This is a genomic window from Bradyrhizobium sp. USDA 4502, from assembly GCF_054063355.1.
Map to the genome: position 1 here is coordinate 6684712 of NZ_JBSSGF010000001.1, position 13682 is coordinate 6698393.

The 13682-nt window shown below is 61.2% G+C and carries 13 protein-coding genes, 1 tRNA gene and 1 pseudogene; 11 read left to right on the forward strand and 4 right to left on the reverse strand.

The features are described from left to right. Nucleotides 1–469: 469 nt before the first annotated feature. Complete coding sequence (locus tag ACVW1B_RS31230) at nucleotides 470–1321, forward strand: hypothetical protein (RefSeq protein ID WP_309145008.1); 852 nt, start codon at nucleotides 470–472, stop codon at nucleotides 1319–1321. A 153-nt stretch (nucleotides 1322–1474) separates the two neighbouring features. On the opposite strand, the pseudogene ACVW1B_RS31235 reads toward ACVW1B_RS31230, so the two are convergent. Then, a pseudogene (locus ACVW1B_RS31235) lies at nucleotides 1475–1732 on the reverse strand (transposase); the annotation flags it as partial. 131 nt (nucleotides 1733–1863) lie between these two features. On the opposite strand from ACVW1B_RS31235, the gene ACVW1B_RS31240 reads away from it, so the two are divergent. The 3 genes from ACVW1B_RS31240 (at nucleotide 1864) to ACVW1B_RS31250 (ending at nucleotide 5511) form a co-directional block, all read left to right on the forward strand. Beyond that, entirely contained in the window at nucleotides 1864–3003 is a 1140-nt protein-coding gene (locus tag ACVW1B_RS31240) for a TRAP transporter substrate-binding protein (RefSeq protein ID WP_092080289.1), read from the forward strand. A 94-nt stretch (nucleotides 3004–3097) separates the two neighbouring features. Further along, the gene (locus ACVW1B_RS31245) at nucleotides 3098–3766 is read left to right on the forward strand and encodes a TRAP transporter small permease subunit (protein WP_092080286.1); all 669 of its coding nucleotides are present in this window, start codon (nucleotides 3098–3100) and stop codon (nucleotides 3764–3766) included. After that, the gene (locus tag ACVW1B_RS31250) at nucleotides 3763–5511 is read left to right on the forward strand and encodes a TRAP transporter large permease (RefSeq protein ID WP_253606501.1); all 1749 of its coding nucleotides are present in this window, start codon (nucleotides 3763–3765) and stop codon (nucleotides 5509–5511) included. The genes ACVW1B_RS31245 and ACVW1B_RS31250 overlap by 4 nt, the downstream gene beginning before the upstream one ends. A 268-nt stretch (nucleotides 5512–5779) precedes the next feature. Here the strand turns inward: ACVW1B_RS31250 and ACVW1B_RS31255 are convergent, their stop codons facing one another. Continuing rightward, the gene (locus ACVW1B_RS31255) at nucleotides 5780–6085 is read right to left on the reverse strand and encodes an SDR family oxidoreductase (protein ID WP_253606499.1); all 306 of its coding nucleotides are present in this window, start codon (nucleotides 6083–6085) and stop codon (nucleotides 5780–5782) included. Nucleotides 6086–6186: 101 nt separating this feature from the next. Then, on the reverse strand, nucleotides 6187–6675 hold the full coding sequence (locus ACVW1B_RS31260) for a MarR family winged helix-turn-helix transcriptional regulator (RefSeq protein ID WP_057017678.1): 489 nt from the start codon (nucleotides 6673–6675) through the stop codon (nucleotides 6187–6189). A 250-nt stretch (nucleotides 6676–6925) separates the two neighbouring features. Between ACVW1B_RS31260 and ectA the strand changes: the two genes are divergently transcribed. The 7 genes from ectA (at nucleotide 6926) to ACVW1B_RS31295 (ending at nucleotide 13210) form a co-directional block, all read left to right on the forward strand. Continuing rightward, nucleotides 6926–7471, forward strand: coding sequence for a diaminobutyrate acetyltransferase (gene ectA / locus ACVW1B_RS31265; protein ID WP_225648356.1), 546 nt, complete (start codon nucleotides 6926–6928; stop codon nucleotides 7469–7471). Between the two features lie 4 nt (nucleotides 7472–7475). Further along, complete coding sequence (ectB, locus tag ACVW1B_RS31270; protein ID WP_253606497.1) at nucleotides 7476–8804, forward strand: diaminobutyrate--2-oxoglutarate transaminase; 1329 nt, start codon at nucleotides 7476–7478, stop codon at nucleotides 8802–8804. 15 nt (nucleotides 8805–8819) lie between these two features. Further along, nucleotides 8820–9233 carry an ectoine synthase gene (locus tag ACVW1B_RS31275; protein ID WP_253606495.1) on the forward strand — a complete coding sequence of 138 codons (414 nt, stop codon included), beginning with the start codon at nucleotides 8820–8822 and terminating at the stop codon, nucleotides 9231–9233. A gap of 65 nt (nucleotides 9234–9298) precedes the next feature. Continuing rightward, entirely contained in the window at nucleotides 9299–10177 is an 879-nt protein-coding gene (gene thpD, locus ACVW1B_RS31280) for an ectoine hydroxylase (protein ID WP_305884492.1), read from the forward strand. Next, the gene (locus ACVW1B_RS31285; RefSeq protein WP_456822711.1) at nucleotides 10174–10626 is read left to right on the forward strand and encodes a hypothetical protein; all 453 of its coding nucleotides are present in this window, start codon (nucleotides 10174–10176) and stop codon (nucleotides 10624–10626) included. The genes thpD and ACVW1B_RS31285 overlap by 4 nt, the downstream gene beginning before the upstream one ends. 20 nt (nucleotides 10627–10646) lie before the next feature. Continuing rightward, nucleotides 10647–11897, forward strand: a complete 1251-nt coding sequence (locus ACVW1B_RS31290; RefSeq protein WP_253606490.1) for an MFS transporter — start codon at nucleotides 10647–10649, stop codon at nucleotides 11895–11897. Beyond that, nucleotides 11894–13210: an MFS transporter gene (locus ACVW1B_RS31295; RefSeq protein WP_199805256.1), complete on the forward strand. Its 1317-nt coding sequence runs from the start codon at nucleotides 11894–11896 to the stop codon at nucleotides 13208–13210. Before ACVW1B_RS31290 ends, ACVW1B_RS31295 begins: the two co-directional genes overlap by 4 nt. Before the next feature lie 350 nt (nucleotides 13211–13560). On the opposite strand, the gene ACVW1B_RS31300 is transcribed toward ACVW1B_RS31295, so the two are convergent. Then, nucleotides 13561–13636 (reverse strand) — tRNA-Phe (locus ACVW1B_RS31300). Nucleotides 13637–13682 lie beyond the last annotated feature (46 nt).

Below are 13682 nucleotides of genomic sequence, written 5' to 3' on the forward strand. Positions count from 1 at the left end.
ATCGAGCAGCTTCCACTCGTTGCTGAGACAGTCGAATCCGGTGCGACCGTGCAGGACTGAGCCGAGGCCGCATCAATCAGCGCGCCCGACGCCATCAAGGCAAGCGCGGCGAGCCGGAACCGGCTCAGACAGGTCGCGACACATGGTCCCGGCTTATTCCCGAAGAATTGGACCAATGATTGCAGGGCAGCGCGCGTCGACGCCTGTTCCATGCGATTGCGCGCGCAAAATCCAAGGAGAGTCGAGCCGGTAAAGCACTTCATTTGCGCCGCCTTCCAAACCTGTCGTTCTCAACAACGTCAAATTGAAAAGAACGGGTTGCTTGGTCGCGGTGCAAAAAGCAGGAGCGGCTACAATTCAAGGTCGCAAATCATCATCCGACTATCAGGACGAAGATCAACTCGAATGTGGCGATCCGAAACGCGCGCTGCCGTTTGTTGGCAGTTGATGCTTTCGCATCACACAACTTATGCAGTTCGCGCCAAACGTCGCGCTCTCTCGCGCACGTCCGGCGCAACTTGGTGTGACCGTCGTGCAGTTGCGCGATGATGCAACCTTTCATCAATTTGCATTCTCGCCTCCGTCCGGAGTCGTCGGACCAATGGAATTGCCGTCCCATCGTTTGGCATTGATCGCGGCATCCTTGCTCGCCGCGACTCCCTGCCGCACCCATGCCGCCTCTGCTGAAGTCGGCATTCCAAATCGATCGGCAAGTCACGTCGATTTGATGCCGCGCACGAGATGCACAGGAACCACTTCCGGAGGTTGCATTTGGTTAGGTGCGAGAAAACGGGAACCTGCGGACCTGGCATTCAGTCATGCCAAGCTTCGCAAGGCTCGCAAGCAAACCAAATCCAGGGAGCAAGCCATGATGAGTCTAAGAGTTCTTGGCGCGGCCGTGATAGTGGCGTCCGCAGTTTCGAGCCCCGCATCGGCGCAAGCGGTCTTCTCCAACCCGGCCGCCTGTTCATCTCAATTCGCCAGTGCCAACTGCCTCAACAGAGGAGCCGGGAGCCCGTACGACAGCAGGCGGGGCTATTATCAGCGGCGAACCGCCTATCGCGAACCCGTGGGGCCGGTGGGGGCCGCTGCCGGCGTGGCCGGCGCTGCCGTCGGAACCGCCGCGGCGATCGCGACCGCTCCCTTCGGCGGCTGGCGCAATTCCTACGCCGCATACGGCACCTACGATCGGCCCGCCGCATATGGCGACTACTATGCGTGGAACGGCGACTGGAACTCGTACGCGTCGCACAACGGCATCGTCTGCAGGCCCGGCACCTTTTTCAAGGGATCCGACGGACTCCAGCACCCCTGCCAATAGGGCTCTTCTGCTCTCAGGCTAATCTACCCAGGCGGCCCGCAGGGGCCGCCTGCTTCCTGCCCTGTCGCTAGCGGCAGCGTCGTCACCGGCGCGGCTGCAGGTCGCGTCACCGACGACGTCACGACACCATGCATGGACGGGGTGGACCACACATGCCGACCAGACCATGGCGTCGACCAACAACCGCTTCAGCCGTGTTCTCGTCCTCCAGCGTCTTCAGCCGCTTGGCCTCCGACACCTCCATCCCGCCGAACTTCGCTCTTCATTTGTAGATGCTGGCGTCGCTGACGCCATGCTTGCGGCAGATCGGCGGGCCGAAACGTCGGCCTCATGCTCTTTCAAAATTCCGATGATCTGCTCTTCCGAAAGGCGGCTACGCTTCCGTGGTCTGGTCGTCTTGCGGCGCGTCATCACTGCAGTCCGCGTCGTAGCGTCGCATCATTCGGAACATTCTTGCCAAACCCCGGCGCAAGACTTTGACTTGTCCCAATAAAAAAGGCCGATCCGCAAAGGATCGCTATTCCAGGGGGGAGGAGGCAGCCATGACCAAATCAAACAGGGGCAGAACTTCGAGCCGCCGCGGCTTTCTCAAGGTCGCTGCTGCGGGGGCCGCCGCGACGGTAGCCGCGCCGAGCGTCGTCAGCGCCCAGGGGCCGATCAGCATGCGCTGGCAAAGCACCTGGCCGTCAAAGGACATTTTCCACGAATACGCCCTCGACTACGCCAAGAAGGTCAACGACATGACCGGCGGCGAGCTCAAGATCGAAGTGCTGCCGGCAGGCGCTGTCGTGCCCGCCTTCGGCCTGCTCGACGCCGTCTCCAAGGGCGTGCTCGACGGCGGCCATGGCGTGCTGGTCTATCACTACGGCAAGCAGACCGCGCTGGCGCTGTGGGGCTCGGGACCGGGCTTTGCGATGGACGCCAACATGCTGCTGGCCTGGCACCGCTATGGCGGCGGCAAGGAGTTGCTCGCAAAACTTTATGAATCGATCGGCGCCAATGTCGTCTCGTTCCCCTACGGTCCGATGCCGACCCAGCCATTCGGCTGGTTCAAGAAGCCGATCACCAAGCCCGAGGATATCAAGGGTCTGAAATTCCGCACCGTCGGCATCTCGATCGATGTGTATTCGGGGATGGGCGCTGCCGTGAACGCGCTGCCCGGCGGCGAAATCGTAGCTGCCATGGACCGCGGTCTTCTGGACGCGGCGGAGTTCAACAATGCCACCTCCGACCGCGTGCTCGGCTTCCCCGACGTCTCCAAGGTCTGCATGCTGCAGAGCTATCATCAGAACGCCGAGCAGTTCGAGATCACCTTCAACAAGGACAAGTACAACGCGCTGCCGGACAAGATGAAGGCGATCATCGCCAACGCGGTGGACGCAGCCTCGGCAGATATGTCCTGGAAGGCGATCGACCGGTATTCCAAGGACTATGTGGAGCTGCAGACCAAGGACAACGTCAAGTTCTACAAGACCCCCGATACCATCCTGAAGCAGCAGCTCGAGATCTATGACGGCGTGGTGCAGAAGAAGGCGGCCGAGAACCCGCTGTTCAAGGAGATCGTGCAGTCGCAGATCGCGTTCGCCAAGCGTGCGACACAATGGGAGCAGGACACGGTGGTGAACCGCCGCATGGCCTACGACCACTATTTCGGGCCCAACGCCGCGGCCAAGAAACTCTGATGCCGAAATAAATCCGGCACGGGCGCCGTCCGGACCACCCTCCGGACGGTGCCTTGTGTTACGTTGGGATCGTTTTTATGCCGAACCATATCATATGAGCGTCCAGAGTTTACTGTACAAGATCGACGGCATCTCGACCTGGGTCGGCAAGGCGACCGCCTGGCTGATGATCCTCCTGATGAGCGTTGTCTGCATCGAAGTGTTCAAGCGCTATGCCGTCAACATGCCGACGGCATGGATCTTCGACGCCGAGAACATGCTGTACGGGTCGCTATTCATGCTGTGCGGCGCCTATACGCTGGCGCAGAACGCCCATGTCCGCGGCGACTTCCTGTACTCCTCGATGCGGCCGCGCACGCAGGCCACGCTCGATCTCGTTCTCTACTTCGTCTTCTTCATCCCGGGCATCGCCGCGCTGATCTATGCAGGCTATTTCTACGCTGCGGATTCCTGGCACATCAACGAGCATTCCAACGTTACGGCGGACGGCCCGCCGGTCTACCACTTCAAGACCGTCATCCCGATCGCGGGCGCGCTGATCATGCTGCAGGGGATCGGCGAGATCATCCGCTGCATCGTTTGCCTGAAGACCGGCGAATGGCCGAGCAGGCTTGCCGACGTCGCCGAGACCGACGTCATCGGGGAACAGCTCGCGCACTCTGAATTCGTGGACGAGGAATCGCGCAAGCTCGCCATCGAGGGCGCGGCGCGCATCGATGAAATGGCGCGGCAGCGCGGCATGGGCGGGGACCTGAACACATGAGCGATCCCGCGCTCGGCCTGTTGATGCTGGCGCTCATCGTCGTCGTCATCATGATGGGCTTTGCCACGGCGTTTACGCTGATGGGCCTCGGCATGTTCTTCGGCTTCATCGCGTTCTACGATCCGTCGCAGAACTGGACGCACAACAAGGTTTTCGAGCTGATGGTCCAGCGTACCTACGGCGCGATGACCAACGACGTGCTGATCTCCATCCCGTTGTTCGTGCTGATGGGCTATGTGATGGAGCGCGGCGCCCTCGTCGACAAGATGTTCCATTCGATCCAGCTTGCCTTCCGCCGCCTGCCTGCCTCGCTCGCGGTTGCGACCCTGATCGTGTGCACGTTCTGGGGCATCGCCTCCGGGCTCGTCGGCGCGGTGGTGGTGCTGATGGGCGTGATCGCCTTCAACCCGATGCTGCGCGCCGGCTATGACGTGAAGCTCGCCTCCGGCGTCATCACCGCGGGCGGCACGCTCGGCATCCTGATCCCGCCTTCGGTGATGATTATCGTCTATGCCGCGGTCGCCGGCCAGTCCGTGGTCAAGCTCTATGCGGCGGCGATGCTTCCCGGCTTCTTCCTGGCGTTCCTCTACCTCGTCTATGTCGTGGGCTGGGCGATGATCAACCCGAAGATCGCCCCGCCGCTGCCGGAGGAACAGACCCGCGTCAACGTGCCCGAATGGATCAGGAATTTCGCGGCGCTGTATTCGCCGAACCTGTTCGTCGGCCTGGTCAAGGCACTGCTCTCGCCCGCAAAGGCGAAGACGCTCCGGATCGACGGCAAGCCGATGGGCTATGGCGCGATCGTGCAGAACTTCCTCATTTCGCTGGTGCCGTTCCTGACGACCGCAGCCGCGCTCGGCACGGTCTGGTGGTACGTCGTGATCCACCAGCAGCCCGGCGCCGCGAGCGGAGCCGTCGAAGGCCTGCAGCAGCTCGGCAGCCCGGTCGAGCCGAAGGAGCTGTCGCCCGCTGAAAAGGGACCGGACACCCAGTTCTACGTCTGGTTCGCGATATCAGCCGCCGTGCTGGCTGCGTGGACGGCGCGCTCTTACTTGCGCATGGACGGCGAACGCTTCGAAGTGTTGAAGCTCTTGACGTCGTCGGTGATGCCGCTCGGCATCCTCACCGTCGTGGTACTAGGGGTGATCCTGTTCGGCATCACGACCGCGACCGAGTCCGCCGGCGTCGGCGCCGCCGGCGCCTTCATCCTCGCTTTCCACGCCCGCACGCTCGACTGGAAGCGCACCAAGGAAGCGGTGTTCCTGACCGCAAAGACGACCGCGATGGTGTGCTGGCTGTTCGTCGGCTCGGCGCTGTTCTCGGCGGTGTTCGCCATTCTCGGCGGTCAGGCGCTGCTGGAAAGCTGGGTGCTGTCGCTCAACATGACGCCCGTGCAGTTCATGATCTTGTCGCAGGCGATCATCTTCGTGCTGGGCTGGCCGCTCGAATGGACCGAGATTATCATCATCTTCGTGCCGATCTTCCTGCCGATGCTGAAGCACTTCAACATCGATCCGATCCTTTGGGGCACGCTGGTGTTCGTGAACTTGCAGGCCGCGTTCCTGTCGCCGCCGGTCGCGATGTCGGCGTTCTATCTCAAGGGCGTCGCCCCGAAGCACGTTACGCTGAACCAGATCTTCGCCGGCATGATGCCCTACATGCTGATCGTGATCCTGTGCATGGTGATCATGTATCTCTGGCCGGGCATGACGCTGTGGCTGCCGAACTATCTGTACGCGAGTTGATGCGCAGCGGGGAGCACCGGGCGCTTGTCAAACGGAAATGGTGCGCCATTCAGAACAAACCTGCGAACTCGTATGTCATTGAAATATCCATGTAGTTTCCAAGGCCGCCACGCCTGGCGCTTGACTCGCCGTCAAAAGATGCCTGTAGCCACTACCAGCCGGCAACTCCTACGGCCCGCCATAAGTACCCCCCGTCAACCGGGAGCACGACGCCCGACCCACGTGGGACGCATCATCGGACACGAGAAAAGCGACGGCAGCCGCGATTTCATCCGCGGCGCCAAGCCGCCGCATTGGCAATCGCTGCTCGATCCGGCCGCGGTTCGACGCGTGAATCGGCGAACATCTCCGCCGACATCGGCGCCTCGATATAACCAGGTGCAACGCAACTGACCCGAATGCCTTTCGCGGCCCACTCGCAGGCAAGATTTCGCGTCAGATGCGCGATCGCTGCCCTAGAAGCGCCGTACCCGTTGGAACCGGAATGCCACCCAGCCCTGCCAACGAGCCGATATTGACGATGGCGCCTCCGCTGCCGCGCGGCAAGAAGCTCGACAAGCGAGGAAGGTGCCACGGAGATTCACGCCCGCACCCGGCAATTGCTTCAGCCGGGGAAGTGACCTGCGCGGGAAGATCCGGCTCTGTCGAGCCGTCCACGCAGTCGAGGCAATCGACCTATCTGGGTTGGGATCGATCGATGGCCCCGCTGTCCAGCAATGGCGCGGCATCGATGTTGTGCGCGTCCATCAGCATGGCCAGCCGCTCTACTGCAGCAAGGATCATGGCCTGCTCCCATTGCGGCAACTGGACGAAGCGATCTGTAAACGTCAGGTGAAGCAAGTCGGGTGCGTTGGCCACGATGTCCCTGCCTGCCGGCGTCGCCGTCAGAAGGAACTGGCGCTTGTCGTTTGCGTTACGCTGGCGCTGCACTAGATCGAGCGCCACAAGCCGATCGACGATCGTCGTGATCGTTGCCTGACCGAACTGAAGCGCCTGCGCAATGACACCCGGCGTGGTTTTCTCGCGCGCGTCGATCTCTCGCAACACGAGCCATTGCGATGTCGTAAGGCCGGTCGCAATGGCCAGCTGGCGACTGCCGATCTCAGTTGCCCGCAGCACTCTTCGCAGGGCGCGCAGCGTCAGTGAGGCGATCTCTGATTTCATGTGGCTTTTCTTATAGCTACGGCCGCGCCGAGGCGAATCGTAACCGGTTCCAAGTCAGTCCTTCAAATTTTATTCGTATAACGAAATATCTACGAAGCTTTTGATGTGAGATCTCAAGCCAATTTTCAAGATTTCGCCACTTATTTTCCTATAAGGTAAAGCGCTATATATTTCGGAGAATGAAGCGATTAATTCGAAATCTGAAGCAATAGCCGGCCGTCGGGTCGACGCTTTCGGTGGATTCTCGCCAGTGGCTTTCGACGCCGCTCCGGATGTCAGCGAAGCGTTCCAGTTGAGAAAGCCGTCGCCCGCTGACGGCCCCGCGGTTACCCGCCTGGTCGCAGCCTGCGCGCCACTGGACTCCAATTCCGCCTATTGCAACCTCCTCCAGTGCACGCACTTCACGGACTCCTGCCTCGTTGCGGAACGTCACGCGCAAATTCTAGGATGGGTTTCAGGTTATCGCCCGCCTTCGGAACCGAACAGCTTCTTCGTCTGGCAGGTCGCGGTCGCGAAGGCGGCGCGCGGCAAAGGCCTTGCTCAGCGCATGATCAACGCGCTGCTGGATCGCCCTTCCGCCGAAAGTGCCAAGTATCTCCTCACCACAGTGACCGACGACAACGCTCCATCCTGGGCATTGTTCAACGGACTGGCCCGCGCGTGGGGCGCTCCGCTGATCCGCAGTGTGATGTTCGAGTGCGACGCGCATTTCGCCGGTAAGCACGCCACAGAGTGGCTGGCCCGCATTGGCCCCCTGCCAAACCGACAGCCCGGAGCCAGAGATCAGGAGAACTGACGACATGACCACAACAACCACACTTGGTCGCCATACACGACCCAAGCCGACCAGCCATATCCCGGACCGATCAATTTACGAACGCCGGGAGTCGGTCGTGCGGAGCTATGCGCGCACCATGCCGCGCCAGTTCAGCCGAGCCGACAATGTCTGGATGTATGATAATCAGGGCGGACGCTATCTGGACTTCCTGTCGGGATGCTCGACGCTTAATTACGGACACAATCATCCCGCGCTGAAGCAAGCGCTGATCGACTACATCTCGACTGACGGCATCACGCACGGGCTTGACCTGCATACCGACGCCAAGGCGGAGTTCCTCGAAACATTCGAGTCGCTGATTCTGAAGTCACGCGGGCTGGACTACCGCGTCATGTTCACCGGACCGACCGGCACTAATGCGGTCGAGGCCGCCATCAAACTGGCTCGCAAGGTGACCGGCCGTGGACTGGTGATCGCTTTCACGAACGGTTTCCACGGCATGACCCTCGGTGCGCTGGCCTGCACCGGCAATGCCGCCAAGCGCACCGGCGCGGGCGTACCACTCAGCCATGTCAGCCACGAGCCTTACGATGGCTATCACGGCCCGGATCTCGACACCGCCGCGCTACTGGAACGGCGGCTGTCCGACCCTTCCAGCGGGCTCGATGCGCCGGCCGCGATTCTAGTCGAGACGGTTCAGGGCGAAGGCGGTCTCAACACCGCATCGCCGGATTGGCTGCGTGCAATCGCCGATATCGCAAAACGCCACGGCGCACTCCTTATCGTCGACGATATTCAAGCAGGATGCGGGCGCACCGGTCCGTTTTTCAGCTTTGAAGGCATGGGTTTTACGCCCGACATCGTCACCATGGCAAAATCGCTGTCCGGCATGGGGCTTCCCTTCGCGCTGACACTGTTCCGACCCGAGTTGGATCAATGGTTGCCCGGCGAACACAACGGCACGTTCCGGGGCAACAATCACGCCTTCATCACGGCAACCGCGTCTCTGCGGAACTTCTGGAAGGATGATGAGTTCGAGCAGGACGTCCAGCGCAAGGGACGATTGCTCGCACGACGCCTAGATGCCATCGCTTCTGGATTCGGCCTTTCGACACGCGGCCGCGGCATGATGCGTGGCATCGACGTCGGGTCCGGTGAAACTGCCGATGCCATCACCAGCGCCTGTTTTGCCGCCGGACTCATCATCGAAACGAGCGGCGCACACGACGAAATCGTCAAGGTGCTTGCACCTCTCATTATCGACGACGCCGCTCTCTCGGCCGGCCTCGACATCATCGAGGAGTCGGTCCGCGCGGTGCGGACCGGCAGTTACGGCATTGCAGCCGAATAACGAAAGGAAAGAACAATGATCGTTCGTCAACTCCGCGACATTCGAAAGACCGATCGTCTCGTCAAATCGAAGGGCTGGGACAGTGCCCGCCTTCTGCTCAAGAGCGACGGCATGGGCTTCTCTTTCCACATTACGACGATGTACGCGGGCGAAGAACTCAAGATGCACTACCAGAACCATCTCGAGGCGGTTTTCATACTGAAGGGAACCGGGACCATCGAAGACCTCGGGACCGGCGAAACGCACAAGCTCGCACCGGGCATCATGTACGCACTCAACAAGAACGACCAGCATATCGTTCGCCCGGACACCGACCTCCTGACGGCCTGCGTGTTCAACCCGCCGGTCACCGGCCAGGAAGTGCACGACGAGACTGGTGCCTATCCGACTGATGTCGAAGCGCCGCGCGAGGCGGCCGTTAACTCCTGAAACAACTGAAAGAGGGAAAGGCATTGACAGACATTTACCCATCCCGTCTCACCTCGGAGGCCCAGATGCTTCCGCGTCTCGATCCCGTTATTCATAGCGACTGGAGCGAGAGCGCACCGCTAACGCGGCAGCAGGCCGAGCAGTTCGATCGCGATGGCTTCCTCGTGCTCAAGGATGTCCTCTCTCCCGAGGAAGTCGACCACCTGCAGACGCAGGCAAAGAAACTGCTATCGAGCCCTAACGGCCTCAATCCGGAAACGATCATCGCCGAGCCGGACAGCCAAGAAATCCGTTCGGTCTTCGAGATCCACTCTCAGAGTAGAGTGATCGGGCGCCTCGCCGCCGACGCACGCTTGGCAGGCATCGCTCAGTTCCTGCTGAACGACAAGGTCTACATCCATCAGTCACGCCTGAACTACAAGCCCGGCTTCGAAGGCAAGGAGTTCTACTGGCACTCCGACTTCGAGACTTGGCACGTGGAAGACGGCATGCCGCGCATGCGAGCACTCTCCATGTCAGTCCTGCTGGCGGAAAATACGCCGGACAATGGCCCCCTGATGCTGATGCCCGGATCGCACCGCGTCTTCCTGACCTGTATTGGCGCGACGCCGGAAGACCACTATCGCACGTCACTGAAGAAGCAGGAGTATGGCGTGCCCGACCGGCAAAGTCTGACCGAGTTGGCGCACCGCCACGGCATCGTGGCGCCGACCGGTAAGGCGGGCACGGTGGTGATCTTCGATTGCAACACGATGCACGGATCGAACGGCAACATCACGCCATTTCCACGCGCTAACGCGTTCTTCGTCTATAACGCCGTGAGCAACCGGCTGCAGGCGCCATTCGGCGTCAAAAAACCGCGGCCGAGCTTCGTTGCCGCGCGCAACGACCCGAAAGCTCTCGTGCCTCAGCACGGCCCGTTGATGGAGGATGCTCTCGCATGAGCGGTTTTCATAGTGTCGAGAAGATCGGCGGCACATCGATGGCCGCGACTGGCACGCTATTCGACGACGTTCCGATCGCGGAGCGCAAGGGCGAGGACCTTTACAATCGCGCCTTTGTCGTCTCCGCCTATGCCGGGATGACTGACCTGCTGCTGGAGCACAAGAAGACCTGCGAGCCCGGTATCCATGCATGCCTTGTTGCCGATGACGGCGCGGACGGATGGCGTCAAGCGATGGCCGACAGCGACATCGCTTGGCCAGGCTTGGTGTTCGATGCGCTGCGAGCCCTCGATAACGCACGAATCGACGTGATTGCGACGCGGCATCAGATTCGCAACGCTGACGTTCAGTTCGTCGTGACCGTTTGCCACTTCGATGCTAGCGCTAGGGTTCTGGATCGTGTCCCGGTGGAGGCCGACGGGGAAGCGGAAGGCCGGCGCGCGGCCTGACGGCGCGCGTCGCAATCGTCATGCTTGCGGCAATCTCCCCGGTTCGTAGCCTGCTGCTCGCCATCTTTATGCTCATGGCGGGAAGCGGGTTTATGGCGACGCTCCTGAGTTTGCGGCTCGAGCGGGCGGGACAGGGCACGATCGTGATCGGCGCGGTGGCGACCGCCTATTTTGCCGGGCTGGTCGTCGGAGCCCTGCGCTCGGGGCGTATCGTCCGGCGCGTGGGACATATCCGCGCCTTTGCGGCGTTCGTTGCGCTTCTCTCCGCGAGCACGCTCGGCTACGCGCAAATCATCCATCCTCTGCTCTGGTCGGGACTGCGGCTGACCGACGGCTTCTGCGTCGCCGGCGTCTTCGTCTGTCTCGAGAGCTGGCTAAACGAACGCGCTGACGCGGCCTCGCGCGGCAGCATTCTAGCGGCCTACATGGTTGCACTATATTGCGGACAGGCGGTGGGACAGTTGCTGCTAGGAGCCAGCGGTGATTTGCCTGCTGTTCCGTTTCAACTAGCCTCAATGCTAATCTCGCTCGCGATCATTCCACTTTGTCTCACACGCAACTCGGCGCCGCCGCCTGCCGAAGCCGCGGCGTTCGGAACCCGAACACTCTTTGCCGCATCTCCCCTCGGTGCTGTCGGAGTAATGACGACCGGCTTGATGTTAGGGGCATTTTACGGATTGGCCGCAGTGCAGGTTCGACGCCTAGGGTTCGATTTATCGCAGACAGCCCACTTCATGATGATCGTGATTCTTGGCGGCGTGATCCTGCAATGGCCGCTCGGACGCATTTCCGACCGCTATGATCGTCGCCAGGTCATCGTGCTCAGTTTCGCAGCAACCCTGTGTATCAGCTTGGTCATCTCCTTTCTCTCGTCGGTCGGCCCGTGGCTGCTGATTCTCGGAACAATGTTTGGTGGCCTCAGCTTTGCGCTCTATCCACTCTGCGTGGCCCATTGCAACGACCGTCTGCACGCCGCACAACGTATCGCCGCAAGTGGACGGCTGGTGCTGCTGTATTCCGTCGGCGCCGCGCTCGGGCCGATCGGTGGAGCGATATTCATGACAGGCTGGAGCAGCGGCGGGCTTTTCCTTTTCATCGCCCTTTGCGCCGGCGGCGCGGCCGCGTTCGGCATGTGGCGGCAGACGGCAACCCCACCTGTTCCTGCACCCGAGCAGCAGGACTTTCAGATTCTTCCACGCACGACGCCGATTGCATCGCTGCTTGACCCCAATACGCCCGACGCAGCGGTGATCGGAGAACAGCAATCGTGAATGCCCCCGTTTCCGCACCTGATCCAACTGCTGATCGCGCCACGTTGCGCCGTGCGATTGCCGCCTCTGCCGTCGGCAATGCGACGGAATGGTTCGACTACGGCATTTATGCGTATGGCGTGACGTACATTTCCGCGGCACTGTTTCCCGGCGACGTCGGGGAAGCGGTGCTTTTTGCGTTGGCCACGTTCGCGATCTCCTTCCTCATACGGCCGCTAGGCGGGATATTCTGGGGATCGCTGGGAGACCGGGTGGGCCGAAAATCCGTGTTGGCGCTAACGATACTGCTGATGTCGGGCGCGACGCTGTGCGTCGGGCTTATTCCCCCCTACAACAGCGTCGGCTTCTGGGCGCCACTGTCGCTCGTTCTTCTCCGCATCGTACAGGGCTTTTCGACCGGTGGCGAATACGGCGGCGCCGCGACGTTCATGGCCGAGTACGCTCCCGATGACCGACGCGGCTTTTATGGGAGTTTCCTGGAGTTCGGAACGCTGGCCGGCTTCTCGCTGGGCGCATTCCTGATGTTATCCTTCTCGCTCTTTCTGGGTGATCAGGCGATGCACGACTGGGGATGGCGCGTTCCGTTTCTGGTCGCCGCGCCAATGGGCCTCGTCGGCGCGTATCTGCGCGCGAGAATGGAAGATACGCCGGTCTTCCGTGCCCACGAAACCGCAAGCCAGGCACGATCCTCACCAGGCCTGATCGCCCTTCTGGCACGTCACCGGCGTCCTATGCTCGTCGTCGGCGGCCTGGTGGTTGCGCTCAATGTCGTCAATTATACGCTGCTCAGCTACATGCCAACCTATCTTCAGAGCCGCATCGGCCTGTCGCCGGATGAGGCGCTTGCGGTGCCGCTCCTCGGCATGCTGTTCATGATGCTGTTCCTGCCATTTGCTGGCCGGCTCTCGGACCGAATCGGGCGCCGTCCGATGTGGAGCTTCTCCCTGATCGGGTTGTTTCTGCTGGTGGCCCCTCTCTACATGCTCATGGGCACGGGCCTCGTCGGCGCCTGTGTCGGCTTCATTCTGCTCGGGCTGCTCTACGTACCGCAACTCGCGACCATTTCGGCGACTTTCCCGGCCATGTTTCCCACCCATGTGCGCTTCGCCGGCTTCGCCGGCGCTTACAACATTTCGACATCCATTTTTGGCGGCACGGCGCCGGCAATCAACAGCGGCCTTATCTCTGTTACCGGGAACGAGCTGATGCCGGCCTATTACATGATGGCTACATGCGTTGTTGGGCTGATCGCGCTGCGCTTCATGCCGGAGACAGCTGGACGGACTCTTTATGAAGATCCTTTCGCGCGATAGGCTCTAGCTGGCACGCCAAGCTTCCGAGGCCGAGGAACGGCTGGAGCGCCTTTATGCGGCCATTGAGACAGGCGCTATCGATGGTACCGATGGATCCGGATCCCTCAAAAACCGGATCGCCGCGTTGATGGCAAGCCGGGGTAGGGCCGTTGTGGCTCGCTATCGATCGGTTCACCCGCCTGATGCGTCAGCAACTCGTGTCGGGCGACGTCGCTGCTCGGAAGGCCTATCTCGCAAGCGTGGTCGACGCGATCATCGCGTCGGAGGACCGTCGGCTCAAATGACAACATCCGGTCCGTTTTCGGCCGAAAGGGTCAACCCAAACCTGGTTTCATAAATCTGTTCAGGAGTGGTGCCCAGGGGCGGGATCGAACCACCGACACTGCGATTTTCAGTCGCATGCTCTACCAACTGAGCTACCTGGGCATACCCGCGGGGCCGAAAGGCCGGAGCGAGCGGGCGGTTTATAGAG